This is a genomic window from Streptomyces sp. NPDC058246 (genome assembly GCF_042881985.1).
Lineage (GTDB): Bacteria > Actinomycetota > Actinomycetes > Streptomycetales > Streptomycetaceae > Streptomyces.
This window is the reverse complement of record NZ_JBHVWZ010000014.1, coordinates 118,686-145,479: the sequence shown is the minus strand read 5'-3', so window position 1 is coordinate 145,479 and position 26,794 is coordinate 118,686. Positions and strand designations below refer to the sequence as shown.

General features: G+C 69.9%; 23 protein-coding genes and 1 pseudogene. 11 read left to right on the top strand and 13 right to left on the bottom strand.

What is annotated here, in order from left to right; all coding sequences use genetic code 11:
* Positions 1–102: 102 nt before the first annotated feature.
* The 6 genes from ACFVXA_RS21775 to ACFVXA_RS21750 form a co-directional block, all read right to left on the bottom strand.
* Positions 103–1,497 carry an amino acid permease gene (locus ACFVXA_RS21775; RefSeq protein WP_362018138.1) on the bottom strand — a complete coding sequence of 465 codons (1,395 nt, stop codon included), beginning with the start codon at positions 1,495–1,497 and terminating at the stop codon, positions 103–105.
* Between the two features lie 225 nt (positions 1,498–1,722).
* On the bottom strand, positions 1,723–2,616 hold the full coding sequence (locus ACFVXA_RS21770; RefSeq protein WP_362018140.1) for a TauD/TfdA family dioxygenase: 894 nt from the start codon (positions 2,614–2,616) through the stop codon (positions 1,723–1,725).
* Between the two features lie 20 nt (positions 2,617–2,636).
* Positions 2,637–3,974 carry an LLM class flavin-dependent oxidoreductase gene (locus tag ACFVXA_RS21765; RefSeq protein WP_362018142.1) on the bottom strand — a complete coding sequence of 446 codons (1,338 nt, stop codon included), beginning with the start codon at positions 3,972–3,974 and terminating at the stop codon, positions 2,637–2,639.
* A complete protein-coding gene (locus ACFVXA_RS21760; RefSeq protein WP_383742770.1) occupies positions 3,971–4,726 on the bottom strand; it encodes an ABC transporter ATP-binding protein in 756 nt (251 codons plus the stop codon). The genes ACFVXA_RS21765 and ACFVXA_RS21760 overlap by 4 nt, the downstream gene beginning before the upstream one ends.
* Entirely contained in the window at positions 4,702–5,652 is a 951-nt protein-coding gene (locus ACFVXA_RS21755) for an ABC transporter permease (RefSeq protein WP_390026064.1), read from the bottom strand. The genes ACFVXA_RS21760 and ACFVXA_RS21755 overlap by 25 nt, the downstream gene beginning before the upstream one ends.
* 5 nt (positions 5,653–5,657) lie before the next feature.
* Positions 5,658–6,731 (bottom strand): ABC transporter substrate-binding protein, encoded by a 1,074-nt coding sequence (locus tag ACFVXA_RS21750; RefSeq protein WP_390026062.1) that lies wholly within the window; start codon positions 6,729–6,731, stop codon positions 5,658–5,660.
* A 286-nt stretch (positions 6,732–7,017) separates the two neighbouring features.
* On the opposite strand from ACFVXA_RS21750, the gene ACFVXA_RS21745 reads away from it, so the two are divergent.
* Entirely contained in the window at positions 7,018–7,359 is a 342-nt protein-coding gene (locus ACFVXA_RS21745; RefSeq protein WP_390026060.1) for a hypothetical protein, read from the top strand.
* On the opposite strand, the gene ACFVXA_RS21740 is transcribed toward ACFVXA_RS21745, so the two are convergent.
* On the bottom strand, positions 7,356–8,576 hold the full coding sequence (locus ACFVXA_RS21740; protein WP_362018152.1) for an ROK family protein: 1,221 nt from the start codon (positions 8,574–8,576) through the stop codon (positions 7,356–7,358). The two genes, ACFVXA_RS21745 and ACFVXA_RS21740, sit on opposite strands and share 4 nt — an antisense overlap.
* A 562-nt stretch (positions 8,577–9,138) precedes the next feature.
* On the opposite strand from ACFVXA_RS21740, the gene ACFVXA_RS21735 reads away from it, so the two are divergent.
* Complete coding sequence (locus ACFVXA_RS21735; protein WP_390026058.1) at positions 9,139–9,726, top strand: biotin transporter BioY; 588 nt, start codon at positions 9,139–9,141, stop codon at positions 9,724–9,726.
* A gap of 101 nt (positions 9,727–9,827) precedes the next feature.
* Here ACFVXA_RS21735 and ACFVXA_RS21730 read toward each other — a convergent pair whose 3' ends face one another.
* A complete protein-coding gene (locus ACFVXA_RS21730) occupies positions 9,828–11,234 on the bottom strand; it encodes an FAD-binding oxidoreductase (RefSeq protein ID WP_390026056.1) in 1,407 nt (468 codons plus the stop codon).
* Positions 11,235–11,358: 124 nt separating this feature from the next.
* Positions 11,359–12,084: an LPXTG cell wall anchor domain-containing protein gene (locus ACFVXA_RS21725; protein WP_362018158.1), complete on the bottom strand. Its 726-nt coding sequence runs from the start codon at positions 12,082–12,084 to the stop codon at positions 11,359–11,361.
* Between the two features lie 232 nt (positions 12,085–12,316).
* On the opposite strand from ACFVXA_RS21725, the gene ACFVXA_RS21720 reads away from it, so the two are divergent.
* Positions 12,317–14,545 carry a protein kinase gene (locus tag ACFVXA_RS21720; protein ID WP_390026053.1) on the top strand — a complete coding sequence of 743 codons (2,229 nt, stop codon included), beginning with the start codon at positions 12,317–12,319 and terminating at the stop codon, positions 14,543–14,545.
* Here ACFVXA_RS21720 and ACFVXA_RS21715 read toward each other — a convergent pair.
* The gene (locus ACFVXA_RS21715; RefSeq protein ID WP_390026051.1) at positions 14,509–16,023 is read right to left on the bottom strand and encodes an amino acid permease; all 1,515 of its coding nucleotides are present in this window, start codon (positions 16,021–16,023) and stop codon (positions 14,509–14,511) included. The two genes, ACFVXA_RS21720 and ACFVXA_RS21715, sit on opposite strands and share 37 nt — an antisense overlap.
* A 266-nt stretch (positions 16,024–16,289) precedes the next feature.
* Between ACFVXA_RS21715 and ACFVXA_RS21710 the strand changes: the two genes are divergently transcribed.
* On the top strand, positions 16,290–16,778 hold the full coding sequence (locus ACFVXA_RS21710) for a ribose-5-phosphate isomerase (RefSeq protein WP_390026049.1): 489 nt from the start codon (positions 16,290–16,292) through the stop codon (positions 16,776–16,778).
* A gap of 196 nt (positions 16,779–16,974) precedes the next feature.
* Positions 16,975–17,784 carry an Fpg/Nei family DNA glycosylase gene (locus tag ACFVXA_RS21705; RefSeq protein WP_383912106.1) on the top strand — a complete coding sequence of 270 codons (810 nt, stop codon included), beginning with the start codon at positions 16,975–16,977 and terminating at the stop codon, positions 17,782–17,784.
* Positions 17,785–17,955: 171 nt separating this feature from the next.
* On the opposite strand, the gene ACFVXA_RS21700 is transcribed toward ACFVXA_RS21705, so the two are convergent.
* Entirely contained in the window at positions 17,956–19,185 is a 1,230-nt protein-coding gene (locus ACFVXA_RS21700; RefSeq protein ID WP_390026046.1) for a GNAT family N-acetyltransferase, read from the bottom strand.
* A gap of 159 nt (positions 19,186–19,344) precedes the next feature.
* Here ACFVXA_RS21700 and ACFVXA_RS21695 point away from each other — a divergent pair, with 159 nt between their 5' ends.
* The 3 genes and pseudogenes from ACFVXA_RS21695 (at position 19,345) to ACFVXA_RS21685 (ending at position 22,031) form a co-directional block, all read left to right on the top strand.
* Positions 19,345–20,517, top strand: coding sequence for a PP2C family protein-serine/threonine phosphatase (locus ACFVXA_RS21695; RefSeq protein ID WP_362018170.1), 1,173 nt, complete (start codon positions 19,345–19,347; stop codon positions 20,515–20,517).
* A pseudogene (locus ACFVXA_RS21690) lies at positions 20,511–21,579 on the top strand (ABC transporter permease); the annotation flags it as partial. The gene ACFVXA_RS21695 and the pseudogene ACFVXA_RS21690, both read left to right, overlap by 7 nt.
* Complete coding sequence (locus ACFVXA_RS21685; RefSeq protein ID WP_389756217.1) at positions 21,576–22,031, top strand: HD domain-containing protein; 456 nt, start codon at positions 21,576–21,578, stop codon at positions 22,029–22,031. The pseudogene ACFVXA_RS21690 and the gene ACFVXA_RS21685, both read left to right, overlap by 4 nt.
* A gap of 225 nt (positions 22,032–22,256) precedes the next feature.
* Here ACFVXA_RS21685 and ACFVXA_RS21680 read toward each other — a convergent pair whose 3' ends face one another.
* The gene (locus ACFVXA_RS21680; protein WP_390026044.1) at positions 22,257–23,504 is read right to left on the bottom strand and encodes an acyltransferase family protein; all 1,248 of its coding nucleotides are present in this window, start codon (positions 23,502–23,504) and stop codon (positions 22,257–22,259) included.
* A 614-nt stretch (positions 23,505–24,118) separates the two neighbouring features.
* Between ACFVXA_RS21680 and ACFVXA_RS21675 the strand changes: the two genes are divergently transcribed.
* Positions 24,119–24,313, top strand: coding sequence for a hypothetical protein (locus tag ACFVXA_RS21675; protein ID WP_016435177.1), 195 nt, complete (start codon positions 24,119–24,121; stop codon positions 24,311–24,313).
* Positions 24,314–25,017: 704 nt separating this feature from the next.
* Here the strand turns inward: ACFVXA_RS21675 and ACFVXA_RS21670 are convergent.
* The gene (locus tag ACFVXA_RS21670) at positions 25,018–25,383 is read right to left on the bottom strand and encodes a DUF6083 domain-containing protein (protein ID WP_383905139.1); all 366 of its coding nucleotides are present in this window, start codon (positions 25,381–25,383) and stop codon (positions 25,018–25,020) included.
* 260 nt (positions 25,384–25,643) lie between these two features.
* Between ACFVXA_RS21670 and ACFVXA_RS21665 the strand changes: the two genes are divergently transcribed.
* The gene (locus ACFVXA_RS21665) at positions 25,644–26,132 is read left to right on the top strand and encodes a hypothetical protein (RefSeq protein ID WP_383905136.1); all 489 of its coding nucleotides are present in this window, start codon (positions 25,644–25,646) and stop codon (positions 26,130–26,132) included.
* A 239-nt stretch (positions 26,133–26,371) separates the two neighbouring features.
* Positions 26,372–26,668 (top strand): hypothetical protein, encoded by a 297-nt coding sequence (locus ACFVXA_RS21660; protein ID WP_383905133.1) that lies wholly within the window; start codon positions 26,372–26,374, stop codon positions 26,666–26,668.
* Positions 26,669–26,794 lie beyond the last annotated feature (126 nt).

Genomic DNA, 26,794 nt, shown 5'->3' with positions numbered 1-26,794 from the left:
CGCTGAGGCCCCGCCGGCGCCGGGGGAACCGCACCCGGGCGCACGCAAAAAGGGGCCCTCGCACGAAACCTCCTCCGTGCGAGGGCCCCTCCACCATCCGGATCAGGCGTGAGCGCGTGCTCGTTGCCAGGCGTAGCCGACGGCCGCCAGGAACAGCGTCATGCCGCCCGTCGAGTAGAGCTGCACGCGTGTGTCCGGCTCCCGGGCCATCAGGACGAAGATTGCTGCCATGCCCGCCAGGGCGACCCACGTCAGCACCGGGAACGCCCACATCCGTACGACCAGTTTCTCCGGCGCCTCCCGCTCCACCCGGCGCCGCAGCCGCAGCTGGGAGACCGCGATGAAGATCCAGACGACCAGGATGACCGCGCCGATCATGTTCAGCAGCCAGGGGAAGACGTCGTCGGGACGCCAGTAGCTGAGCACGACGCACACGAAGCCGAAGACCGACGACGCGAGGACGGCCACGCGCGGGACGCCGGACGAGACCCGGCCCAGCCTCGTCGGGCCCTGACCGCGCTCCACCAGCGAGTACGCGATGCGCGAGGCCCCGTAGATGTTCGCGTTCATCGCCGAGAGCAGCGCCACCAGCACGACCACGTTCATCAGCTGCGCGGCGCCCGGGATGCCCAGGTGGTCCAGGGCGGCGACGTACGGGCCCTTCGCGACGACCTCCTCGGAGTCCCACGGGACGAGGGTGACGATGACCGCCATCGAGCCGACGTAGAAGAGCGCGATACGCCACATGGCGGTGCGGACGGCGCGCGCGACGCCCTGGACCGGGTTCTCCGACTCGGCCGCCGCGATCGTCACCGTCTCCAGACCGCCGTACGCGAAGACGGACGCGAGCAGGCCGATGACGAGCCCCTCGCCGCCGTTCGGCAGGAAGCCGCCTTCACCGGTGAGGTTCGAGGCGCCGGGGGAGTCCGTGCCCGGCAGCAAGCCCGCGACGGCCAGCACGCCGAGCACCAGGAACAGGCTGATCGCGCCGACCTTCAGCGCCGCGAACCAGAACTCGAACTCGCCGAAGTTCTTCACGGCGGCGAGGTTCGCGGTGCAGAAGACCAGCATGAACAGGGCCACCCACGCCCACTCGGGCGTGCCCGGCAGCCAGCCGGTGACGATCTTCGCGGCCGCGATGCCCTCCAGGCCCACGGCCGTGCACAGCAGCACCCAGAACGACCAGCCCGAGGTGAACCCCGCCCACGGCCCGATCGCCCGCTCCGCGTGCGCGGAGAAGGAACCGGACGAGGGATACGCGGCCGACATCTCGCCGAGCATCCGCATCACCAGCATGACGAGCAGTCCGGAGACGGCGTACGCGATGACGATCGAGGGACCGGCGGCGGCGATGCCCGCGCCGGAGCCGACGAACAGGCCCGCGCCGATCACACCGCCGAGGGCGATCATCGAGAGGTGGCGCTGCTTGAGGCCGTGGGAGAGCGGGACGTCCCCATCCGGTGTGCCGGGCGGGGCGTCGAGGGTGGTGCGGGACATGAGAGCGGGTGGTCCCTTACGTGCGAGTGGGCAAAACCCCCACAGTCTGGGCAGCCTCTCCGGTCAGGAGGAGAGGCTGCCCACTATGCGGACGCACACGATGCGGTGAGTGATGCCCGTGTCACCTGTCGACCGATGTGCACGGTGCGTTTCCGCGTCAGGTGTCGACCGACGTGCACCGCGCGGTCTCGCGGTCTCGCGTTCTCGCGTTCTCGCGTTCTCGCGTTACGCGGCGACCGGCGTGTAGTGCGCGGCGTCGCCGGCGATCGAGTAGCTCTCCTTGCCCTCGACGCCGACCGGCACGTCACCGGCGACGGTCACGCGGTGCAGCCGGCGCGGCAGACCGTCGTAGTTGTCGATGGCGTAGTGCTGGGTGATGCGGTTGTCGAACAGGACCAGCTGGTTCGGGGACCAGCGCCAGCGCAGGATGTTCTCCGGCCGGGTGACGTACGCCTGGAGCAGATCGAGGATCTTGCGGGACTCGCCCACCGACAGGCCGACGATCCGCTGCGCGAACCCGCCGATGAACAGCCCGCGCTCCCCGGTCAGCGGGTGGACGCGGACGACCGGGTGTGCGGTGCGGTACTTGATGGAGGTGAACTGGGCGCGCTGCGCGGCCTGTTCCTCGTCGATCTGCTCGTCCGGCACCGCGTAGTCGTAGTCGTTGGTGTGCTCGGCCCACAGGGTGTCGGCGAGCGCGCGGAGGGGTTCGGGCAGATCGCGGTAGGCGGCGGCCGAGTTGGCGATGAGCGTCTCGCCGCCGTACGGCGGGATCGTGATGGAGCGCAGGGTGCTGGCCTGCGGCGGGTTGAGGACGAAGGTGACGTCGGTGTGCCAGTGGTTGGCACGGCCGCGCTCGCTGTCGACGGGCAGCACGTTCGGGGCGCCCTCGACGGCGGGCACGGTCGGGTGGGCGGTGGTGAGGTCGCCGAAGTGGCGGGCGAAGGCCTGCTGGCCCTCGTCGTCCAGGTCGACCTCGTCGAAGACCAGCGCCTTGTGCGCGTTGAGGGCGGCGCGCAGGGCGGCGACGGTCTCGTCGTCGAGGGGCTTGGCGATGTCGACGCCGGATATCCGGGCGCCGATGTTTCCGGTGACCTTGTGGATCTCGATCTCAGCCATGTGCGGCGGTTCCTTTCGGATCAGACGAGGGTGCTGGCGTACTGATTGGCGGGGCGCGGGAGGCCGTACCTCTCCCGCAGGGTCCGGCGGGGCCCGTACTCGGTCCGGAGCAGGCCCCGGGCGCGCAGGATCGGCACGACGTGGTCGACGAAGAGGTCGAGGCCGGACGGCAGCACGGCGGGCATGATGTTGAAGCCGTCGGCCGCGCCCAGCCGGAACCACTCCTCGATCGCGTCGGCGACCTGCTCCGGTGTGCCGGCGAAGGTCAGGTGGCCGCGTCCGCCGCCGAGGCGGCCGATCAGCTCACGGACGGTGAGCCGCTCGCGCCGGGCGAGCTCCACGACGAGGGTGTAGCGGCTCTTGGCGCCCTCGATGGCGGTCTCCGGCGGCAGGTCGGCGGGGAGCTCCGCGTCCAGGTCGAGGGTGCCCGGCTCCACGTGCAGCAGGCGTTCGAGCCGGTACAGCCCGTGCTCGTAGACGATGTGGTCCTCCAGGACCTGCTCGTGCCGCCGCGCCTCGGCCTCGGTCGAGCCGATGACCGGGACGATGCCGGGCAGGATCTTGATGTGGTCGGGGTCCCGGCCGGCCGCGCTGGTACGGGACTTGAGGTCGGCGTAGAAGTCCTGGGCGTCCTTGAGCGTCTGCTGGGCGGTGAAGACCGCCTCCGCGTACCGGGCCGCGAACCGCTTGCCGTCCTCCGAGGAACCCGCCTGCACGAGGAGCGGGTAACCCTGGGGCGTGCGAGGCACGTTGAGGGCGCCCTCGACGCTGAAGTACGTCCCCTTGTGACGTGGCGGATGGATCTTGCGGTCGTCGCCCCAGACGCCCGCCGCCTTGTCCGCGACGACCAGGTCGTCCTCCCAGCTGTCCCAGAGCTTGAGCGCCACGTCCAGGAACTCGGCGGCGCGCTCGTAGCGGGTGGCGTGCGCGGGCTCGTCGTCGAGACCGAAGTTGCGGGCGGCCTCCGCGCCGGCCGTGGTGACGATGTTCCAGCCCGCGCGGCCGCCGCTGATGTGGTCCAGCGAGGCGAATCTGCGGGCCAGGTTGTAGGGGGAGTTGTACGAGGTGGACGCGGTGGCGATCAGGCCGATGTGCTCGGTGGCGGTGGCCAGCGCCGTGAGCAGGGTGATGGGTTCGAGGGCGCCGGACGGGCGCTGCCCGACGCTGTTGAACAGGACCGGCCCGTCGGCGAGGAAGAGCGAGTCGAAGGTGCCGCGTTCGGCGATGCGGGCGAGATGGACGTAGTGGGCCAGCTCGACATGGACGTGCGGGTCGCTCTCCGGCAGGCGCCAGGAGGCCTCGTGGTGGCCGGTGTTCATGAGGAAGGCGTTGAGGTGGAGCCGGCGCGGGGTGGTCACTGGTGTGCCTCCTGGTGTCCTGTCACGTCCTCGGTCACGCCGAGGGCGGTGAGCAGGCGCTCGCGGTACTCGCCGAGCAGCGGATCGCGGTACGAGCGCGGATGCGGGCGGTCGATGGTCAGGTCGAGGCCGATACGGCCCTGGTCGAGCACGAGGACCCGGTCGGCGAGCACGATCGCCTCGTCCACGTCGTGCGTGACGAGCAGCACGGAGGGCCGGTGCCGCTCCCACAGCTCGCGCAGCAGGACGTGCATCCGGATCCGGGTGAGCGCGTCCAGTGCGCCGAACGGCTCGTCGGCGAGGAGCAGTTCGGGCTCCCGTACGAGCGAACGGGCCAGGGCGGCGCGCTGGGCCTCCCCGCCGGACAGCTCGTTGGGCCAGGCCCGTTCACGGCCCGCGAGGCCCACCTCGGCGAGCGCGGAGCGGCCCTTGTGCTCCGCTTCCTTGCCGTCCGTGCCGAGCAGGACGTTGTCGAGGACGCGACGCCAGGGGAGCAGCCGGGAGTCCTGGAAGACCACGGACACCCGTTGCGGGGCGGTGAGCCGGCCGCTTCCGGTGACGTTGTGGTCGAGCCCGGCGATGGCGCGCAGCAGGGTGCTCTTGCCGGAGCCGCTGTGTCCGAGCAGGGCCGTGAACTGCCCGGCGGGGAGGTCGAGATCGATGTCGTCGAGGACCGTACGGCCGTCGAAGGAGCGGGTCAGGCCGCGGAGCTGGACCGTCGGCCTGGTCAGTTGCTCAGTGTGCGTCGCCACGACAGCACCTTCCGTTCGATGAGACGAACCGCGCTGTCGGAGACGAGCCCGAAGATCCCGTAGATCAGCAGGCCGACGAGGATGATGTCCGTACGGCCGTAGTTCTGGGCCTGGAACATCATGTAGCCGAGGCCGCTGGTGGCGTTGATCTGCTCAAGGACGACCAGGGAGAGCCAGGATCCGGTCACCCCGAGCCGCAGGCCGACGAAGAAGCCGGGCAGTGCGCCGGGGATCACGATCTCCCGGACGAACCGGAGCCTCGACAGCCCCTGGACCTCGGCGAGTTCGACATAGCGGTGGTCGATGCCGGACAGCGCGGAGTGCAGGTTCAGATAGATGGGGATGTAGACGACGATGGCGATGATCGCGATCTTGAAGGTCTCGCCGATGCCGAGCCACAGGATGAACAACGGGATCAGGCCGAGGGTCGGGATCGCCCGGTTGAGCTGCACCGTTCCGTCGATCAGCGCTTCGCCGACCCGGCTGAGTCCGGCGGCCAGGGCGAGGAGCACCCCGGCGGTCAGACCGAGGGCGAACCCGTACCCGGCGCGTTCCAGGGAGGTCAGCACATCGGTGGGGAGCGTCCCGTCGGTCCACAGGTGTCCCGCGGTCCGCAGGACCGTCCAGGGCGCCGGAATCGCGCCCGGGTCCAGCTGACCTGCCGCGGAGGCGGCGGCCCAGAGGGCGAGGAAGAGCACCGGACCGATGAGCCGGGAGGCGGGCAGGCGCTTGCCGGGGGCGAGACCGCGGTGCCGCGTACGACGGGGGCGAGAGCCGTCCTGGGCGGTGTCCTCGGTGACCTCGGTGACCTCGGTGACCGCGGCGGCCGCGGCGGCCGTGGCGGTGCCGGCGGTGGTGGCGGTGCCGGTGGTACCGGCGGTGGTGGGTCCGGTGGCGGTGTCGGTGGCTGTTTCGGTGGTGGTCATGGCCGTCAACTCCGATACTCGGCGGGCACGGCCTTCGCGGCGATGCCCTCGAAACGGCGGTCGAAGAGCGAGCCGACCTTGACCGACTTCACGAAGCCGCCCTCCGCCAGCAGATCGGCGGTCTCCTGCTCCCACTTCACGGCCTCGTCCCAACTCGGCGGGAAGAGCGGCTTGTTGGCCAGCTTGGTGATCGACTGAGCCTGCGCGAGAGTGAGGTTCTGCGTCTTGACGTAGAACTCCTGGTTCCAGGCGTCGGGGTGCTCGTACACCCACACCTGGCCCTTCGCCCAGCGCGGGATGTACGCGGCGACGGCCGCCGCCTTCGCGGCGTCGGCCAGCACGGAGGTGGGCGCCCACAGCAGGTTGAGGAGGTCGACCACGTCGGTGGTGATGGAGTGGGCGCCCTTGGGCCCGTACTGCTTGAGGTAGGCAGGCGCCTGCTGGTTGGCGAGCGGGGCGATGTCCACCTGGCCCGCCTGGAGCGCGGTGAGGAACTGGTTGCTGGTCAGCGGCACCAGGTCGACGTCGTCGTACTTGATCCCGGCCTTCTTCAGGGCGCGCAGCAGGACGACCCCCTGGGCCTGCCCCTGCGAGAAGGCCAGCTTCTTGCCCCTGAAGCCCTGGACGTCCTGGATGTCGCTGCCGGGCTTGGTGGCGAAGAGGTAGTTGGGCTTGCGGGTGATGTTGATCGCGACGATCTTCGCGTCGAACCCCTGGTAGTGCGCCTGGATCGGCGGGATACCAGCGTTGTTGCCGACATCCAGGGACTTGGCGCGGAAGGCGTTGATGACATCGGGCCCCGCGCCGATGTTCACCCAGCTGGACACGGTGAACGGCAGCTCGCTCAGGCCCGCCAGCTTGAGCTGGAGCTCCTGGGACCCTTGGTACGAGGCGATCTTGAGCTTGGTGCCCGCCGGAACCTTGGCCGCCAGCGGGGCGGACGCGGCTCCCTTGGACCGGGTGTCGGCGGCGCTGGCGCCCGCGCAGCCGCTCAGCCCGGCAGCGGCGGCCACGCCGAGCAGGGACGACAGGAAGAGCCGCCGGTCGACACCGGGCGCGGAGGGGGACAGAGGTGGCATGGAGGACTCCGGGGTTCCAAGGGGCAGGCAAGTGGCAGACAAGTGGCAGGAAGGCGCGCGCCGTTCCGGGCAGGGCGAAGCAGGCGGAAGCCGGGAAGAAGGAGAAGGGCACGCGTGAGGAGGCGCACGCCGAGGGCGTGGCAGCGAGAACGCGGGTGATCGTCGGCGCGCCGGCAGGGCGACGACGCCTCAGTGGCTGAGCGTCAGCGACTGACCTCGGTCACTGAGGGGGCGTCAGCAACAACGCGTGCGGGCGACCCGCATCAGGTCGACGACACGGCATTTGGTGAGCGGAACCTGCCGCGACGGTGACAGCGACGACGGCGAGGGCGAAGGCGACAGCGGCCTCGACGGCGACGGTGATGCCGACAGTGGCCGCGAGGGCGACGGCGACGGTGATGCCGACAGGGGCCGGGACGGCGACGGCGACGGTGATGCCGACAGGGGCCGGGACGGCGACAGCGACAGGGAGGTCGACAGTGGCCGGGACGGCGACAGCGCGGCGCCGGCCGTCCGGTCGCGGTACTGCCGCGACCGGACCACCGGCGAAGAGTTCTGCGCGCTGCTCATGCAGAGGATGCTCCTGGCCGGATACGACCCCTGTCAATATTCCGACTTTCTGAATTAATTCGACCCCGGTCGGACGCCCAGCGGATCCCGGTACAGCACGTCGAGAGCCACCGATCCGCCCGCCACGGCGAGCACGGAATCCGGGAAACTGGTCGGCAGAACGGACGCCGCCCGCTGCGGACCCACCTCCTCGCGCAGCGCGCCGAGGCAGTCCTCCCGGTGTATCGCACCGACCTCGGTGACCACGACGGTGTCCGGATTGAGCACGTCGAGCAGCAGCCCGGCCGCCCGCCCCACCATCCGGGCCCGTTCCATCAGCAGCCGTACGGCGACGGGGTCACCGCCGGCCGCCGCGGCGACCACGTGCATCGGGTTCACGCCCCCGATGACCCCCTCCTCCCGTGCCCGGCGGCACAGCGTCCGTTCGCTCAACTCGGCCTGGAGGCACCCGGTCCGGCCGCAGCCGCACCGCTCCGTCCCGCCCGCCAGCGGCAGATGGGCGATCGCGCCGGCCTGCGAGCGGGGGCCGTAGTGCACCTCGTCGTGGGTGGCGAAGGCGGCGTCCACCACGTTGCCGACGAAGAGGTGCAGCACGCTGCGGCTGCCGCGCGCCCGCCCGAACAGCCGCTCCCCGTTGACCAACGCCCTGGCGTGCCCGTCCACGTGGACCGGCAGACCGGTGCGCGCGCCGATCACCTCCCGCACGGCCACGTCCCGCCAGCCGAGGAGCGCGTGCTCCACGATGGTCCCGGAGTCCCGGTCGACCCAGCCTCCGGTGGCGAGCCCCACGCTCAGGGGCGTACGGCCCGGGACGTCGGCCAGCAGCGCGCCGAGCCCGTCGGCGGCGTTGGCCAGGACGCGGGCGGCGGGCTCGGTGCCGTGATGCTTGAGGCGCTTCTCGGCCACCACCCGGCCGCGCAGGTCGAGCACTGCGACCGTGGTGTACGGCACCGCGATGTGCACCCCGCCGACCACGAACCGGGAGCCGTCGAGATCGACCGGCACGTGCGGCCGTCCGACCCCGTTCGACCGCCGGGGCACGGAGGCCTCCCGGATCAGGCCGAGTTCGGCGAACCGGCCGCAGTAGTCGGTCACCGACGCCGGGGAGAGCCCGGTCAGCCGGGCGATGGTGCTGCGGGCGACCGGTCCGTGCTCCAGCACGGACCGGAGGATGACGCTGGCGCTGGTCCGACGGCGGTCGCTGTCGGCGGCGCGGTAGGCGTCCACGGGTGGGGAAGGGGCGGGGGCCAAAGAGGGGGAAGGGGAGCGGGGCACGGGGTACTTCCTCGGGAGCTCGTCCGACACTGCACCGTCACGTCTCGGCGAGCCGGATCCGCTCCGGCCGCCTCAGCTGCGGCGACAGGTGGCCGTGCCCTGGCGTCGCAGGTCGACGTATCGACGCGACGCGAAGTTCTCGGCCTGAGCAACCATGGGGTGAAGGGTAGGGCTTACCCGGAGGATTCGGCCAGGGTGGGTTCTTCGCCCCCTCGAAGGCCGGAGGGGCTGGTGGTCAGCCTGTCCGGCGTTCGAGGACGCGGCTGTTGAGGCCGAAGGGGGGTCCGGGGGCGACAGCCCCCAGGTTCGGGATGGGTAAGGGTGGAGGGGGCGAAACAAGCCTTTGGCGGGAACCTACAGTCCCCGCCCGCTCCGCCCCCGTGGACACAATGACCCCTACCTCAGTGATCAGCATCACGCCGCCACGGGTGTACCCGACACTCTTTGTCGAGAGGCCACCAAGGTCCGGTTCCCCCCTTTGTCGAGCGCTGACGGTGATCGGCCGTGTACCCCTGAGATAGCGTCACCGTGTCCCAAGCTGCCTGCACCCGCCGGAGTCCCCATGAGCACCGCTGTCGCCACGCCCCACACAGGCATCCGCCCCGGCGAAGTCCTCGCCGACCTGCTCCCCGCCTCCCGTGTCAGGGACACCGCGCTCGTGCTCGGCGGCGCCGCCCTCACCGGCCTCGCGGCCCAGATCTCCCTGCCCGTCCCGGGCTCCCCGGTCCCGGTGACCGGCCAGACCTTCGCGGCGCTCCTCGTCGGCACGGCGCTCGGCGCCGGCCGGGGCCTGTTCTCCCTCGCCCTGTACGCGCTGCTCGGCCTGGCCGGCGTTCCGTGGTTCGCCGGCGGCGGCTCCGGTGCCGGCGTGTCCTTCGGCTACATCCTCGGCATGCTCCTCGCCTCCACCGTCGTGGGCGCCCTCGCCCGCCGCGGCGCCGACCGCTCCGTGCCGCGCATGGCGGCCACGATGCTGCTCGGCGAGGCGATCATCTACGCGATCGGCGTCCCGTACCTCGCCCTGGCCGCCGACATGTCGGCGAGCGCGGCCATCGCGGCGGGCCTCACCCCGTTCGTGATCGGCGACGCCCTCAAGGCCGCCCTGGCGATGGGCGTGCTGCCCACGGCCTGGAAGTTCATCAACAAGTGAGCCTCGACCGATGATGCTCGACCGGTGACGTGCAGCCGGCGATGCCCAACCGGTGACGTGCAGCCGGCGAAGTGCAATCGGCGACGCGCAACCGGAGATGTTCAGCCGGTGACGTTGTAGTTCCTGCGGAAGAGGTTCGCCGGGTCGTACTCCGACTTCAGCCCGGCGAGCCTCTTCCGCGTTCCGGTGTCGTACAGCCCCTCCGTACGATCGCCCGCCCCGAACGCGAAGGTGAGCGCCCGCCCGATCGTCCACGGCGCGAGCCCCTCGAACGCGGGGTCCAGCACCGCGCGCGCCGCCCCGCGCTCGGCCATGGCCAACAGCCGTACGAGAAAACGCCCTTCGCGATGCGGGACGGAGTTCGGCGCCTCCCGCGTCAGCGCCCCGCCCAGGTGGTTGATCTGCACGACGCACATCGCGGGCGCGGCCGGACCGGTGCGGGCGAGGAGTTCGGTCGCCGCGGCCACGTCCAGGTCCCTCAGCACCGCACTGTCGCCGTAGTACGTGTGCGGGAAGTCCGGGTCGCTGTGGATGGTGTGGCTCTCGGCGTACGGCATCTCGCGCAGCGAGTCCGTGAGCACCGGCCCGATCTCCCGCAGCGGGGCCACTAGTCGCTCCCCTTCGGCGGCCGTGCCCGTGTAAGCGACCCGTACGGAGATCACATACCGCCCGCGCAGATGCGGCGGCGTCCCCGGCACGTCCGGGTACGGCACGGCCGCGAACGACGAGGTCAGCCCGTCCGGCACGGTCCGCGTCCAGCGCTCGTACGCCCGCAGCACCGCCCCGGGACCGACCTCGCCCCCGTCGAAGGCGAGCGAGCCGCCGTACAGCCGTGCCACCGGTACGAGGTCGATCTCCAGCTCGGTGACGACGCCGAAGTTGTGGCCGGCGCCGAGGAGCGCCCAGTACAGGCCGGGGTCCGACTCCCGTGTCACATGGCGCAGCCGTCCGTCCGCCGTGACCACGTCGAGCGAGCGCACATGGTCGGCCGCGTACCCGAACTCCCGGGCCAGGATGCCGAGTCCACCGCTCAGGGTGTACGAGACGGCGCCCACGCCCGGCGCCGATCCGTTCAGCGGGGCCAGCCCGTAGGGCCCGGCCGCCGCGACGACCTGGCTCCAGCGGACCCCCGCCCGCACGCGGACGGTGCGCGCCTGCGGATCGACGCTCACCTGATCCATCCGCCGCGTCGTGATCAGGACGCCGCCATCCACCGCGCCCGGCATCCCGTGCCCGGTGGCCTGCACGCCGACCGGCAGGCCGGCGGCGGCCGCGTAGCGCACCGCGGCGACGACGTCATCGGCTGAGGAGGCGGCGAAGACCACGGCGGGCCGCTGCGCGAATCCGGTCTGGAACCCGGCGAGTTCCTCGTCGTACCCGGCGTCCCCGGGTCGGAGGACGAGCGGGTCTCGGCCGTGGCCATGGCCTTGGTTTTGGCTTTGGTCCCGGTCCCGGTCCTGTCCTTGACCTTGGCCTTGGTCTGCGGTGGTGGTGTCGACGGTGTTCATGAGGCTCATCCTGGCCGCATTACCTGACAGTCTCCGTCAGGTTTTCCCGGCATCCCCATCACGAGGTGGGCCGGAACGCGCAGCGCCGCGTCCCGGCCCGTTCCAGTGGGTTGTCGACCGCTGTTCAGAACTGCTGCTGCCGCCGCGGGCGCCGATGGGCCCACCACAGGCCCGCCGCCCCCGCCGAGATCAGCGCCGCGCCCGCCGCGCCGAGCGGCAGGACGTCGCTCCCCGCGCCGGTCTTCGGCAGCTGGTCACCGCCGGGTGCCACCGGCTTGTTGTCGGTACCGAGCAGCAGCGGAGTGGCCGGGGCGTTCGGTGACGGGTTCGTCGTACCGAACGGCACCGGGCCCTGCTGCCAGTACGTCTTCTTCCCGTCGCTCGTCTGCACCGGCAGACAGATCTTCCCGGTCTTGCTCAGATCGAACGTCGCGTCGACGGTGTACGACTTCGACTTGCCGGCCGCGAGATTGCCGACCGAGCAGACGAAACCACTGTTCGAACCCTTGGGCAGATCCTTGTCGGCCAGTGCGTCGCAGCCCTTGACCCCCTTGACCGTGAGGCCGTCGAAACCGACCACCAAAAGCCTGATGTCGCCGCTGTCTTTGGTCCCTTCGTTCTTTACCGTGGCGGTAATCGCCGTCTTCTGAGTGCTGTTGTCGACCGAGATCTTCGCCGGCAGCAGCGTGGTCGGCTTTACACCCGCCGGTGCCTCGTCAATTACCTTTCCCCCCTTGCCACTCCCCGGTCCCTGGTCGTCCGCGACGGCGGTGAAGGAAAGGATCATCACGGCCGAGAAAGATGCCGTGAGCAGCGATCCCGCGATGGTCGTCGTGTGACGAGAACTCATGTTCGTCCCCCTTGGCTGCGCCTGAATTCGCAGTACTTGAAGAGGTACCACAAGATTTCTCCGCACTATGCTGGTACGGCATGAAGTGTGACCATTGTGTTTCTGTTGTGACGGGCGAATGTGGCGGGTGTTGAGGGGGGTGCGGGGATTGTCGGGGAATGTGCAGGACGGTGTTCCGGGACTATTGGTGACGAGGCGTTATCGACTGGTCGAGAGTATTGGCCAGGGGGGAATGGGGCGGGTGTGGCGAGCCGCCGACGAAATGCTCGACCGGCAGGTCGCCGTCAAGGAAATGCGTATCGACGGACTCGACCCCGAGGACACGCGGACGCGCCGCGAACGCACCCTGCGCGAAGCCAGGGCCACGGCCCGGATCGACCACCCCAACGTCGTCCGCATCTATGACGTCGTGGACGAGGGCGAGCGGCTGTGGATCGTCATGGAGCTCGTCGCCGGGCGCTCCCTCGAACAGATCGTCGTGGAGGACGGACCGCTCGACCCGCGCGAGGCGGCCCGGATCGGGCTCGAACTCGTGGCGGCGCTGCGCCAGGTGCACGCCGGGGGAGTGCTGCACCGCGACATCAAGCCGGGCAACGTGCTGGTCGAGCGGCACGGCCGGCGCGTCGTCCTCACCGACTTCGGCATCGCCGCGTTGCAGGACGCGGAGGCCCTCACCATGGTCGGGATGCTGGTCGGCTCCCCCGACTACATGGCACCCGAACGGATCTCCGGCCGCCCGCAGGGCCCGCCCTCCGACGTCTGGTCCCTGGGCGCGACGCTCTGCGCGGCCCTCGGCGGACGCTCACCCTTCTCCCGCTCCACCACCCTCGCGACCCTGCACGCCGTCCTCTACGAGGAGCCCGAACTCCCCGCCTCCGCAGGCGACTTGCGCGACATCCTGGCCGCCCTCCTGGAGAAGGACCCGTCGACACGCCCCGGCCTGGAGGAACTTGAGGCGGAGCTGGGTGCGAGGGTGTACGGGCCGGTGCCGGAGGCACCTCCGACCCCGGACACGCAACTCGTACCGGAACCAGCACCGGAACCCGTACGGGAACGAGAAACGGCACCACTACGAGAACGAGAAACGGCCCCAGAGCCGACGCGGGCGGAGTCACCCACACCGGCGCTCCTGGACGCGGAACTCATACGGGCGGCACGGGAATCCGAACCTGACCCCGAACCTGCCCGCGAACCCGGACCCGGACAGGGGCCCGCACGGGGACTCGGCCCCGGACCCGGACAGGGGCCCGCGCCGGGACCCGCACCCGGCGCCGTACAGGAGTCGGCACCCGAACCCGTACACGAGCCCGGCCTCGTACATGAACCAGCGCCCGGGCCCGCTCCCGTACGCGCACCCGCCCCCCTACGCGAGCCCGAGCCCGAACCCGCAGCCGCCGAACCGGAGCCCGTGCACGACGCCATCCCGATCCAGCGCACCTCCACGCGAAAGAGCCCCCCGGACACCCCGGACTTCGAGAAGCGCCCAGCGCATCCACCGCGCCCAGCACGGCAACCGTCCGCGTCCGCCTCAGCCTCCGCCTCCGAAGCCGTGGCTCCACTCCCCGAAGCCCCCCAGGTCGCCAACGCCTCCACCGAAGTCCCCTCCACACTGCGCGCGGAGGTCGGTTCACCGATCCCCTCCACCGGAGCGCCCGAGGGGTCGGCGCAGGCGGTGAGGGAGGCGACCCGGGAGCGGGTGACGGAGGCGCGGCTGCCGACGGTGCCCGCGCCTGTGGGGACGCCTCCGGGCGAACTCCCCGGTCCCGCCGTGGCGCCCGGCCCGCGAGGGAGCAGGCGTCGCATGGGCCTCGCGGCCGCCGGGGCGATGGCCGTGGCGGGGGCTGTAGCCGGGATCGTGATCGCCACGTCCGGCGGCTCACCCGACGCCAGGACCGGCGCTTCGTCCGGCTCGCCCGCGCCGACCGCCTCTTCGGGCAGCACGACCTCGGATGGTACGACCTCGGGCAGCACGACCTCGGGCAGTACGAGCCCGGCCAGTACGTCGCCCACCGTCGAGGGCACCTCCCGCCCGCCCAGCCTGCCCCCGGGAGCGCACCAGGAGGCCGGCGGATACGCGTGGGTGACACCCAAGGGCTGGCGCCGTGACGTGAAGACGGGCTCCGAGGTGCACTACACCTCGCCCGACGCCAAACAGGAGCTCGCGGCCAAGTCCGCCCTCGCCAAGGGGGACTTGATGCAGACCTGGCAGACCTCGGAACAGAACGCCCGCCAGGGACGGGACTACCGGAAGATCCGCCTGGACCGGACGACGTTCCAGGGCCGGCCCGCGGTCGTCTGGGAGTACACCTTCACCCTCAAGGGCGAGCAGTGGCACGCCCTGCTGCTCGGGTTCGACGCCGACGGCACGTCGTACCAGATCAACACCTGGTACCGGCCGGACATCGAGAACGAGGCGCTCCAGGTCTACCAACAGGTCAAGAACAGCTTCACCGTGCTGTGAGCGAGGGACTCGGACATACGGAAAGGCTCGGCGGCCACGGCGTACTTCACCGGGGAGGCGCCTGCCCCGACCTTCTGACGGATGACGGCGACGACCAGGACCACGGCCGCGACCAGCAGCGACAGCAGCACGGTCTCGCGGCCGTCGTGTTCGGTGTCGGTCAGCATGTAGCCGAGGACGAAGACGATCAGCGCGGCCGTCGCCCAGGTCAGGTACGGGTACAGCCACATCCGCACGACCAGCTTCTCCGGCGCCTCGCGCTCGATGATCTTCCGCATCCGCAGCTGCGAGAAGCAGATGACGAGCCAGACGAACAGGGCGACCGCACCGGAGGAGTTGACCAGGAAGAGGAAGACCGAGTCCGGGAACTTGTAGTTGAAGAAGACGGCGACGAAGCCGAAGACGACCGAGACGATGATCGCGGCCATCGGCACACCGCGCGAGGTGGTCTTCGCGAAGGCCTTCGGCGCGTCCCCGCGCTGACCGAGCGAGAAGGCCATCCGGGAGGCGGTGTAGAGCCCGGAGTTGAGGCAGGACAGCACCGAGGTCAGCACGATGAAGTTCATGATCTGACCGGCGTGCGCGATGCCGAGGGAGTCGAGGGCGGCGACGTACGAGCCCTTGTCCTTGATCGACGGGTCGTTCCACGGCAGCAGCGCCATGATGACGAGGATCGAGCCGAGGTAGAAGACCGCGATCCGCCAGATGATGCTGTTGGTGGACTTGGTCACGGCCCGCTGCGGGTCCTCGGACTCGCCGGCCGCGAGGGTCGCGATCTCGCTGCCCATGAAGGAGAAGACGACCAGGAGCACACCGGTGAGAATCGCGCCGGGCCCGTGCGGCAGGAAGCCGCCGTGGTCGGTCAGATTGCCCAGCCCGGCCTTGTCGCTGTGGGCGCCCGGCAGCACACCGAAGATGGCGAGCCCGCCGACGATGATGAACGCGCCGATCGCGACGACCTTGATCCCGGCGAACCAGAACTCGAACTCGCCGTACGACCCCACGGACACCAGGTTGGTGGCGGTGAGGACCACCATCACGATGAGCGCCCAGCCCCACTGGGGCACGCCGGGCATCCATCCTTCGAGGATCTTGGCCCCGGCGGTGGCCTCCACGGCGAGGACGACCACCCAGAAGAACCAGTACAGCCAGCCGATCGAGAACCCGGCCCAGCGGCCGAGCGCCCGGTCGGCGTGGGCCGAGAACGAACCCGACGTCGGGTTGGCGGCGGACATCTCGCCGAGCATCCGCATCACGAGCACGACGAGCGTGCCGACGAGGGCGTAGGAGAGAAGGATGCCGGGGCCCGCGGTGGCGATACCGGAGCTGGAGCCGACGAACAGCCCCGCTCCGATCACACCGCCGATGGCGATCATGGACAGATGACGGTTCTTCAGTCCGGCCTGGAGGCCGCCACCGGGCTCTCCGGGTTCTCCGGGGCCGCTTGCGGCCTTGGTGGGGGTCGGCTGCGAGGTCATGAGGGGGATTCCTTTGCGCCGGGTGAGCGGATTCCGTACATCGCACGCATCGCGCACTTTCCGTACGCGGGTGGTGTACGGATCCGTACGAGCTCTCGTACGAGCGGTGTACGAGCCGGACCAGTGAATCGGAGGCTAAGGGATTCGTGAACCTTTGAATCCAGATCGTTACTTGAGGTTTGCTTGAGGTTCTGTAGTGTTGCTCACACTTTTCGCCCGCGGCACCCGGCGAGGCCGATTCGAAACGGCCGTGTCACACTCGGACCATGCGCGTGTATCTCGGCTCCGATCATGCCGGTTTCGAACTCAAGAACCACCTCGTCGAGTGGCTCAAGGCCGCCGGCCACGAGCCCGTCGACTGCGGGCCCCACATCTACGACGCCCAGGACGACTATCCGCCGTTCTGCCTCCGCGCCGCGGAGCGCACGGCGGCCGATCCCGAGTCCCTCGGCATCGTGATCGGCGGCTCGGGCAACGGGGAGCAGATCGCCGCGAACAAGGTGGCCGGCGTGCGGGCCGCGCTCGCCTGGAGCGAGGAGACGGCGTCGCTGGGCCGTCAGCACAACAACGCCAACGTCGTCGCGGTCGGCTCTCGGATGCACTCGCAGGACGAGGCGACGAAGTTCGTCGAGACCTTCCTCGACACCCCCTTCTCCGGTGACGAGCGCCACATCCGCCGCATCGACATGCTGTCGGCCTACGAGACCACCCGCGAACTCCCCCCGATCCCGTCCCATCACCCACAGCACCCGTAACCCGTACCAGCCCGTCCGGCGTTTGAGGACGAGGCCGTCCAGGCCGAAAGTGGGGGTCCGGGGGCGGAGCCCCCGGATACGGGACGGGCAGGGGCGGAGGGGGCGAACACCGCTCGGCCGTCGGACGACAGGCACGACAGGCACGACAGGCAACAGGCACGACAGGCAACAGGCACGACAGACAGCGGGAGGACCCGTGCCCGAAGGGCACACGATCCACCGGCTCGCCGAGGACTACGAGGCGAGCTTCGGGGGCGGAAAGACCCGCGTCAGCAGCCCGCAGGGCAAGTTCACCGACGCCGCCGCCCTCCTGGACGGCACGGAACTCCGCACCGCCGAAGCCCACGGCAAACACCTCTTCCTCGGCTTCCGCGCAGCGGACTGGGTCCACATCCACCTCGGCCTCTTCGGCAAGGTCACCTTCGGCGACGCCCCCGCCCCACCCCCCACGGACACCGTCCGCCTCCGCCTCGCGAACGCCACGTCGTACGTGGATCTCCGCGGCCCCACCACCTGCACCCTGATCACGGACACGGAAAAGCGGGCGATACACGACCGCCTGGGCCCGGACCCGCTCCGCCCGGACGCCGACCCGTCGACGGCGTACCACCGCATCTCCCGCAGCCGTACGACGATCGCCGCCCTCCTCATGGACCAGAAGGTCATCGCGGGCGTGGGCAACGTCTACCGCGCGGAGGTGCTCTTCCGGCACGGCATCGACCCGTACCGCACCGGCAAGGACCTCGGGCCCGCCGAGTGGGACGCGATCTGGTCCGACCTCGTGGACCTGATGCGCGAGGGCGTCCGCAACAATCGCATCGACACGGTCCGCCCGGAACACACCCCCGAGGCGATGGGCCGCCCGCCGCGCGTGGACGACCACGGCGGCGAGGTCTACGTGTACCGCAGGGCCGGCCTGCCCTGCCACATCTGTGGCGGCGAGATCCGCACCGCCGATCTCGCCGCCCGCAACCTCTTCTGGTGCCCGACCTGCCAAAAGGCCTAGCCGGTCGAAGGGTCCGGCCGGTCGAAAGGCCCAGCCGGTCGAAGGGCCCAGCCGGTCAAGAGACCCCGCCGGTCGAAGGGCCCAGCCGGTCGAGAGCCCTAGCCGGACAAAACCCCTGCACCGGTCAAACCCCCCGCACCGGTCAAAACCCCCGCACGGGCAGCGCAGCCGTCAGAACCCGTGCGGCAGCCAGGGCGCGATCACTGACGAGAAGGCCACCGACGCCTCCGCCAGCGCCCCCTGCCGCAGCTCCCGCACCCGCCCGGCCGTCGCGAGCGAGGCCAGCGACAACCCGCCGAGATAGGCCGCCCCCAACTCCCGTACGGACAGGGCGAGATCGGCCGAGTCCCCGGTGCGCACGCAGCAGGCGCCCTTCGCGTCGCCGGTGAGCCGCCACCGCCCCTCGTTCCAGGGGCAGAACGCGTCCTCGACCTCGAACACCACGTCCACCGGCGCCTGATACGTGCGCGCCTCCAGCGCGGCCCCCACGTCGACGAGCCGTACGTGCAGCGAGTCCTTCAACCGCAGCTTGCAGCGCCGGATGTCGGAGACCAGATGCAGCAGGTCCTCGTCGACGGGCCGGGCGTGAGAGCGCAGCGTTGACGTCAGGTCGATGTCGAAGAGGAACCGCCACAGCGCGGCCCGTGCCGCCGGGTCGAGCCCCTCCAGGGCGCTGAGGGCCACCGAGCCGTCGTGCCCGGCCGCGCCCCACTCCGGCTTGACCCGGAAGCGCGTGTAGCCGACGACCTCGCCGTCCCGCTCGGCGACCACGCACTGCAACGGCGAAGCACCGTCCCGGTGGTCCTCCGGGTCGAGCAACCCCACCCGCTCCCAGCCGGGCCGCCGCGCCAGCATCCCGGGCCGGCCGGGCACGAGTCGGGCGTACACCGCCTCGCACGCGTCGAGCACCTCGGCCGGCGCCGCGTACCGCAGACGTACGTCGTCGGTACCGGGCGGCACGGACAGGCGTACGCGGCTGGTGTCGATCTCGGCGTTGAGCTGCAGCGTCCCGATGCCGTAGCCGAACCGGCCGTAGATCGCCGGTTCCGACGCGGTCAGGACGGCGAGCGGCTCGCCCCAGGCGTAGATGTCGTCCAGCTGGCGACGCATCATCGAGGTCAGCACCCCGCGGCGGCGGTGCGTGGCGGCGACGCTGACCATGGTGACGCCCGCGGCCGGTACGCAGGCGCCGCCCGGGACGGTGAGCAGGAAGGTGAACGCGCCGGCCGTGCCGACGACCTGGTCGCCGTCCCACACGCCCAGAGAACGGTCGTACTCTGTCAGCGCGTTGTACAGCTCCCGCTCCTCGGCCGGCTCCGGGACGCCACCGAACGCGCGAATCAGGTTGTCATACCAGACATTCCACTCAGTCTGCCGCAGCGCCCGCACGTCAGTCGTCATAGCCCATGCCTACCAGGGCAATGCGGTACGAGCGAGGGAATTTCCCCCGCCGCCGATGCCGCCCGGTGTGAAGTTCTCTGTGAAGTTGAGCGCTCGGACGGGGGACAAGTGGGACCTCCCGTGCCAAGCACCTGGTCCGATGGATAGGGTCCCGAACTAATGGCAGCAGGACGAGAGCGGCGCGCGGAAGCCGAGACGTTCACGGCCCGGTTGAAGAAGCAGTGGCACCGGGCCCGCACAGGGCTGCGCAGATCCGCCGTCGACTACTTCCGCGGGGACGGTTCGGACTGGATCGCGCTGGCCGGTCTGCTGCTGACGATTCCGGTCATCGCGGCCACGACGCTGGTGAACTCGGTGTGGTGCTCCCCGGCGGCCCTGGTCCTCCCGATCGTGGCCGGCGGCCTCCTGCTCCGCCCCGCGAGCCTGCTCGGTCTCTATGCGGCCGCCGCCACCGCGCTGATAGTGGAGTCCGTGAAGCTGGGTCCGTACACCGAGGGCCCGTCCCGGGTCACCCCGGGTGTGGTGCTGGTGGTCGCTGCCTGCGGTTTCTTCGGACTCCTGATCGCGCAGTTCCGCAGCCGGGTCGGCGTGCCCTGGCGCCGGGGCGGCACCATGCTCTTCGACCTGCGTGAACGTATCCGGGTGCAGAGCAAGCTGCCGCAACTGCCGCTGGGCTGGCACCGCGAGATGGCGCTGCGGCCGGCGGGCGGGCAGTCGTTCTCGGGGGACTTCGTCGTGGCCGCCCGTACGAACGGCGGTCGGACCCTCGAAGTGGTCCTCACGGACGTCTCCGGCAAGGGCATGGACGCGGGGTCGCGTGCGCTGCTCCTGTCCGGAGCTTTCGGAGGCCTCCTCGGCTCCCTCCCGCCGCACGCCTTCCTCCCTGCCGCCAACGGCTATCTCCTCCGGCAGGACTGGGACGAGGGCTTCGCGACCTCCATCCACCTAGTCCTCGACATGGACTCCGGGGACTACGAGCTCTTCTCCGCCGGCCACCCGCCGGGCCTGCAGCTCAGCGCGGGCAGCGGGCGCTGGGAGGAGAAGGCGGCCGAGGGTCCGCTGCTGGGTGTGTACGACGGCGCCCAGTTCGACCCCGTGAAGGGCTCGCTCCGGCCCGGTGACGTGTTGATGCTGTTCACAGACGGTCTGGTGGAGACCTCCGACCGCGACATCGTCGAAGGCATCGACCGCCTCACGGGTGAGGCCGACCGCTACGTCGCAGGCGGCTTCCACGGAGCCGCCTGGCACCTCATCGAAGCAGTGGCCAGGGACGTCAACGACGACCGAGCCCTCCTCCTGATCTGCCGCGAGGCCCCGACCCCGGCCCGCTGAGGGGCGCGGGGAACTGCGCAATCAACTCCCGCACCAACGCCCGCAGGCTGGCCTCCGCGATCACCCCGATCGTCCTCGCGATGGCCTTCTCCTCGGTGCTCGTCTTCCTGCACACCAACGAGGAGCGGGTCACCGAGCAACAGCAGCGGGACGGCATCGTGGCCGACCACATCGTCACCTCCGACACGGGTCTCGCCCCGGACGCGGTGGACCGGGCGGCCCGCGCGCCCGGCGTCACCGCCGGCCGTGGGCCTGTTGAAGACGGCCGTGCTGATCCCGGTGGGCGGTTCGCTTGAGTCGGCCTCCGCGCAGGGCGTGACGGGTACGCCCAAGGATCTGGCACGCGTCCAGGACCTGGACGTCCGGCACGGCACCCTCTCCCTGCGGCCCGGCGAGGTGGCGCTCGACGCGTCGCTCGCCGACAGCGCCCACGCCAAGGTCGGCGACCGCGTCGCGCTCCGGCGGCCCGACGGCATCAAGGTGTCCCCGACGGTCGTGGCGACGTACGGCCGCGGTCTGGGCCTGTCCCAAGTCACCCTCAACCGTGCCGACTTGGCGACCCACGTCACCAACTCCTTCGACACGGAGATCTGGGCCAGGGGAGGCAGGGCCGTCGACCTCGCGGGGCTCGGCAGCGTCCTGGACCGGCGCGACTACACCACCGCACAGTCCCTCGACCGGAAGCTCAACGCCTGGGCGAACGCCGTGATGGCGGCGGTGCTCGGCGGGTTCGCCGCCGTCGCGGCCGTCAACACCCTGGTGATGACCGTCCTCGACCGGCGCCGCGAGCTCGGCACGCTCCGTCTGATCGGCTCCACCCGTCGGCAGGTGCTGCGCATGATCCGCTGGGAGGCCCTGCTGGTCGTCCTCGCCGGCATCGCGCTCGGCACCGCCATCGCGCTCGCCACGCTCGTGCCGATGATGAAGGGGCTGACCGGGCAGGGCCCGTACATTCCACCGCTGCTGTACGGCGCGTTCGCCGGGGCGATCGTCCTGCTCGGTGTGACGGCTGCGACGGTCCCGGCCCGCGCGGCGCTGCGCGGGGAGACACTGGAGGGGTGACGCAGACTCTTCTGACCCTGGCCGAAGTCGAAGCCCTCGCCCGTGAGGCGCACGCCGCCCAGACCGACAAGGCGGGGCGGCCGTACGCCGAGCACCTCCAGGCCGTGGCGGAGGGCGTCCGCGAGCGCGGGGGCGACGACGAACAGATCGCGGCGGCCTGGCTGCACGACGCGGTCGAGGACGACGCGCTCTCCGCGGACTGGCTGCGCGAGGCCGCGCTGACCCGGCGTACCAAGGACATCGTGCTGGCGCTCACCAAGCGGGAGGGGGAGCCGCCGGAGTCGTACGCGCGACGCATCCGTACGACCTCGGGTGCCCTCCTGGTGAAGGCGTCCGATCTCGCGCACAACGCCGACCCCGCCCGGCTCGCGGTCCTCGACGAGCACACCCGGGCCCGGCTGACGAAGAAGTACGCGACGATGCGCGCGCTGTTGGGGCTGCCCCCGTCCTGAGCTCGCCCCTACACCAACACGCTCGCCGCGGTACGACCACGCGCTCGCCGTGGCATGACCGCGTGCTCGCCGTGCCACGACCGTGCGCTCGCCGTGCCACGATCACGTGCCAGCCGTCGCACGACCGCACGCCGGCCGTGCCACGGCAACGCGCTCGCCGTCGCACGACAAGGCGGGCCCGGGAAAACCCGGGCCCGCCTTTGTCACGATCAAACGGGCGGCCGGCTAGGCCTTGGCCCTCGCCCGTTCTCGCTCCCGGGCCAGTTCGGTCGCGTCCCGCTTGAAGGCCCACTCCATGCGGGGCTCCATCGCGAAGCGGAAGATCCGCTGGACGGGCACCGTGCACAGCGCGGTGACGAGCGCGGCCGCGACGAGCGTCACGAAGATCTCGCCGAGCGGCTTGTGCAGCCACGGGTGGTCGAACCAGCCCCAGTACTCGGAGGCCTTGACCACGAAGCCATGCAGCAGGTAGCCGTACAGCGTGCCCGCGCCGAGCGCCGTGAACCAGAACGCGCGCCGCGGCACCCAGGCGAAGAAGCACGCGGTGAGCACGAGCGAGCAGCCGTAGAGCGCGAGCGTCATGACGACACCCGCCCACCAGGGCGCGCCCAGCTCCTGCGCGCTGTCCCGGTGGTAGAACCAGGCGGTGTTCATCCGCGGCACCGCCCAGTAGCCGAGGACCAGCGCGGCGGCGATGATCGGCACGGACAGGATCCGCACCTCACGGCGCCGCACCAGCTGGAAGTGCTCGGGCTTCATGAGCAGGCCCATGACGAAGAACGGCAGGAACTGGAGCACCCGCTGGAGGTCCAGATCGTCGCCGATCTCCGGTGAGACGGCCGCGAGCAGGGCGCACGCGAGCGCCAGCGGAAGAGGCCAGCGCACCAGCTTCCACAGCGGTGTCGTCAGCCGCCAGACGAAGAGCGCCACCAGGAACCAGGTGAGATACCAGGGGTCGAGGAGGCTGATCGCCTGGCTCGGATCGCCGCCGGCCCAGCGGTCGAAGAGGGAGTACGCCGTCTCGAAGAGGATGTACGGCACGGCGACGCCGGTCACCAGCCGCTTCAGACGGTCGGGGCGCATGTCGAAACTGCGCGAGAAGTAGCCGGAGATGATGATGAAGGCCGGCATGTGGAAGGTGTACACGACCGTGTACAGCGCTTCGAGGAAGCGACTCTCGCCCTTCAGCGGCTCCCACGCGTGGCCCATGGCCACGAGCACGATCGCCAGGTACTTGGCGTTGTCGAAGAAGGCGTCGCGTTGCTTGGCGGGCTTGGCCGCCTGACCGGACTGGCCGGACGGACCGGACTGACCGGACTGGCCGGGTCGGCCGGGTTTGGCGCCCGGTGCGGCGGTATCCGAGTCCGCCGCGGGGTTGTGGGGGGAGCGTGGAGCGGGCACTCCGTCCGCCGACTGATGTGCCGGGGGGAGTGGCGCTCTCTGCGGGCCATGGGGTCGGAGCGAGTTGGTCACAGGCCCTCCCACCAAGAACTCGGGGAGACGATCCTGGACCTCGCTGCGCATGGGGGGGACGTGGCGGCGTGGAACATCTGAGGCACCCTAGCGTTGTCTATGCGCCCGCGTAAAACCCCGGACGTCATTCCTGCTTAATCACCTGCGTGTACCCCGGATTTGAAGATGTGTGCCTACCGGTTCGCAAGTCGTTTCGCATACCGATTTGCTTACCGCGAGGGGCAGTTCTGTCCCCATTCATCCCGACTAAATGGTGCATAAGGGTCGCGGGCGACTCTGGTGATATGTCCGGTTCATTGTCCTTTAGTAACCCTTCTTGAGGGTCCGCGATGTGCCTGTGACGACAATTCGAATTGCCTGCGAACACGATGTGTGGACATGGCAACGATCCCTCTGAATTTCCCGTGCGGGTGCCTGCTCGAATTGCTGTGCCCGGCCCCGCCGTTCATCCGTCTCGTGGGGGTGCGGGGGTACGGTCCTCGCGGGTCCGTGGCCGACGATGCGTCACGCGCCGCATACCGACGCCGGGTTGGTGGCACGATGGTTCTGGCGGGGGTGCGAGGGGTTGCACCTCCGGGCCGGGAGAGCGGACCGACCGTAGGGTGTGATCAGTTGTGGCCATTTCGCTGTCAGTGGTGCTGCTGTTGGCGATCATCCTTGTGGTGTTGATCCGGGGAGGATCGATCAAGGCGGGACCCGCCATTGTGGCGGTGCTCTTCGGCTTCTTCCTCGCATCGACCGGGATGGCTCCGTCCATCAACCGGTTCCTCAACTCGATAGCGGAGACGATCAACTCGATCAGCTTCTGAGCGGTCCGGACACGTCTGCGTACGGCGGCGCATGTCGTCGTGCGTCGTCGTAGGTCTCCGTCGGGGTATTCGGAACGGGGCAGCGAACGGGGCAGCGAACGGGGCAGCGAACGGGGACGACGCTGCGCGACACGGACCCGCCGGAGGCGGGCGGTCACCGGCCGCCGTCTCGCGATCAAGGTCGCCCACGGGCAGTACGCCGACGGCGACGAGTTCTGTACCGCTTCCGCGCCGCGTCAGCCGCGAGGTGGCCGCCGCCCGCCGGAGGAGCGGCGCCTTCACCGCCCCCGCCGCCCCGCCGGGCGATTCCGGCGCCCCCTGCTCCTGACCGGCGACGCCCTCTACATCCCGTACGGAGACCCGTTCTACGCCCTGTCCGGAGACCCGTAAGCATCCGCTCCGCCCATTCGGTCGACGTACGCCACCTGCAGCCCCCCGGCAGGGCCCTTCACCGTATGAAAAAGCCCCCGGCCCGGTTCCGAGGAACCGGGCCGGGGGCCCCAAGAGCGGGCGACGGGAATCGAACCCGCGTAGCTAGTTTGGAAGATCGCGTACGAGCGTCCTGGCTGAGCTGGCGAGACGCTGACGTGCTGGTTCTTACACTGCTCGCCGACGTTCCCCGTGGCTCCCCGGGGGCGCCGCCCGATCGGGCACGGAGCGGGCACGGCGGTCTGCGGCCCTCGCGCTGTGTTCGACGTCTCAGGCTACTCGGGGACGCACATCATGCGGTGGGCCGGCACGACGGGCTCACCCGGGAGCGGATCGACTCCACGGACCCGTACGGCGACGATGTCCGTGACGATGGGGGATCGGGCCGGGAGCTTCGTCAAACGCCACCGGAAGGGCTCTGGGACGTCCTTGGCGGGCAACTCCACCGTAGCGAGGCTGACCCACCGGTCGTAGTTCGTGGGACGTACCTGAACCAATGCGCCACATGTGGGGCAAGTGGGTGGCTCGATCCATGACACGTCGTCCGGGTCGGGATCGGGTCGCGGGGCGGCCGTGGCCCCGTCGACTTCGGCCATCTCGTTGGCGATGGTGTTCCAGCAGGCATCGCAGAGCTTGGCCATGAGGTCGATGCGCCCTCGCTCGTGCACGGTGGAGCCAGCGGCGCCACAACGATCACATGCGAACTGGGATTGATCGGATAAACCCCCCATGTGTTCAAGTGTGGTTGGTTCCAACCGGATCTAAGTAGGTCCTGATTCGGACTCGTTCGAGGGCTGCACCAGGCGCTCTCGGCACAGCGTGCGCGCCCGTTGCGGACTGGAACGGTGGTCAAGTGGGGAGGAATCGATGACCATCCACGGGGTCGCATGGGGGCGGGCGTATGGGCGCAGACACGGTCACCGCAGTTGCAGCCACGGTCATAGCGCTCGGCTCACTTTGGGTCAGCTACACGCAGACCAGGGACAGTCGGCGGCACAGTCGACAGTCGGTAAGGCCCGCGCTCCAGATGCGTCGCGTCAAGCACTACAAGGGCACTGAAGCCGGGCTCAACGTTGTCAATGGCGGTCTCGGTCCGGCCGTCATAACGTCATCGGTGGTCTCGTTGGATGGGGCGGTCATCGGGGAGTGGAACTACCGCACGCAGCAACTCTTAGCGGACTCGCTTCCAACGGAACCTAAGGCGCACTCCATGCGCTCGGGGGCCCTAATGCTGCCAGGGCAATCCACCTGGCTGCTGAGGCTGGATGAGTTCAGCAGCGACCAGCATGACTGGTTCTGGGATCTCATCACGAGACGCCTTGTGATCGAGATCCACTACGAATCCCTCTACGGGGGTGAGGACTTTAGTGTGACAGCGCCGGTGCTTTGAGGGGTCCGCCTGCCTGCCCTCAGACGCGCTCAGTAGCCGAAGAAGTGAAGGGCTGGGTCTCTGACCTGCGGATGAGTGAACGATCAACGCTGCGACCTGCGACTTAGCTGTCAGTGGTTGTCAGCATTGGTCGTCGTTGAGCACCCTTCGACGGCCCCGAGACGGCCCCGACTCCAAAGCGGCGGCTGGGAGGCGGCCGCTTGGGGAATGCTCCCGTACAGCATCAGCAAGGGGGGCACATGGTCCAGATGATTAAGGAATCGCGAGTCTTCTACCTGACGTCACTCGTCGGCAACTATGCCGTGGCGCTTGGGATCGTGGTTGCAGGCGTTGTCCTCGTCGCGTCTGGCGATAGGGGCGACACTATGTTCAAGCTGTTCGGCCAGAGCGTCGAGACCGGCAGCGTCGGCATCGCCGCCATCGCCGTGGGCGGTCTGGTTCTGGTCATGCTGATCAGGGCCACTATGCGGTCGTTCGATCACACCGTTGCAACGGAGGGTGTGGAAACCCATAATCCGCGCCGCGATCATCAGTAGGTCGGCGGAGTCTCAATGACCCGGTCAAGCGCTGCTGCCCGGGTCTGGGAGCACCAGTTCGGAAGATCGCGTATGCGGATGCGCGCTGATCTGGCGAGACGCTGACCTGTGCGTTTCTGGGTTGGT

Bases quoted from the DNA above. Each gene is read 5' to 3' on its own strand.
- ACFVXA_RS21710 (WP_390026049.1), top strand. From the start codon at position 16,290: ATGCGCGTGTATCTCGGCTCCGATCATGCCGGTTTCGAACTCAAGAAC.
- ACFVXA_RS21720 (WP_390026053.1), top strand. From the start codon at position 12,317: ATGGGGCGGGTGTGGCGAGCCGCCGACGAAATGCTCGACCGGCAGGTC.
- ACFVXA_RS21750 (WP_390026062.1), bottom strand. From the start codon at position 6,731: ATGCCACCTCTGTCCCCCTCCGCGCCCGGTGTCGACCGGCGGCTCTTC.
- ACFVXA_RS21700 (WP_390026046.1), bottom strand. From the start codon at position 19,185: ATGACGACTGACGTGCGGGCGCTGCGGCAGACTGAGTGGAATGTCTGG.
- ACFVXA_RS21775 (WP_362018138.1), bottom strand. From the start codon at position 1,497: ATGTCCCGCACCACCCTCGACGCCCCGCCCGGCACACCGGATGGGGAC.
- ACFVXA_RS21755 (WP_390026064.1), bottom strand. From the start codon at position 5,652: ATGACCACCACCGAAACAGCCACCGACACCGCCACCGGACCCACCACC.
- ACFVXA_RS21770 (WP_362018140.1), bottom strand. From the start codon at position 2,616: ATGGCTGAGATCGAGATCCACAAGGTCACCGGAAACATCGGCGCCCGG.
- ACFVXA_RS21695 (WP_362018170.1), top strand. From the start codon at position 19,345: ATGGCAGCAGGACGAGAGCGGCGCGCGGAAGCCGAGACGTTCACGGCC.
- ACFVXA_RS21735 (WP_390026058.1), top strand. From the start codon at position 9,139: ATGAGCACCGCTGTCGCCACGCCCCACACAGGCATCCGCCCCGGCGAA.
- ACFVXA_RS21725 (WP_362018158.1), bottom strand. From the start codon at position 12,084: ATGAGTTCTCGTCACACGACGACCATCGCGGGATCGCTGCTCACGGCA.
- ACFVXA_RS21665 (WP_383905136.1), top strand. From the start codon at position 25,644: ATGGGCGCAGACACGGTCACCGCAGTTGCAGCCACGGTCATAGCGCTC.
- ACFVXA_RS21660 (WP_383905133.1), top strand. From the start codon at position 26,372: ATGGTCCAGATGATTAAGGAATCGCGAGTCTTCTACCTGACGTCACTC.
- ACFVXA_RS21730 (WP_390026056.1), bottom strand. From the start codon at position 11,234: ATGAACACCGTCGACACCACCACCGCAGACCAAGGCCAAGGTCAAGGA.
- ACFVXA_RS21670 (WP_383905139.1), bottom strand. From the start codon at position 25,383: ATGGCCAAGCTCTGCGATGCCTGCTGGAACACCATCGCCAACGAGATG.
- ACFVXA_RS21715 (WP_390026051.1), bottom strand. From the start codon at position 16,023: ATGACCTCGCAGCCGACCCCCACCAAGGCCGCAAGCGGCCCCGGAGAA.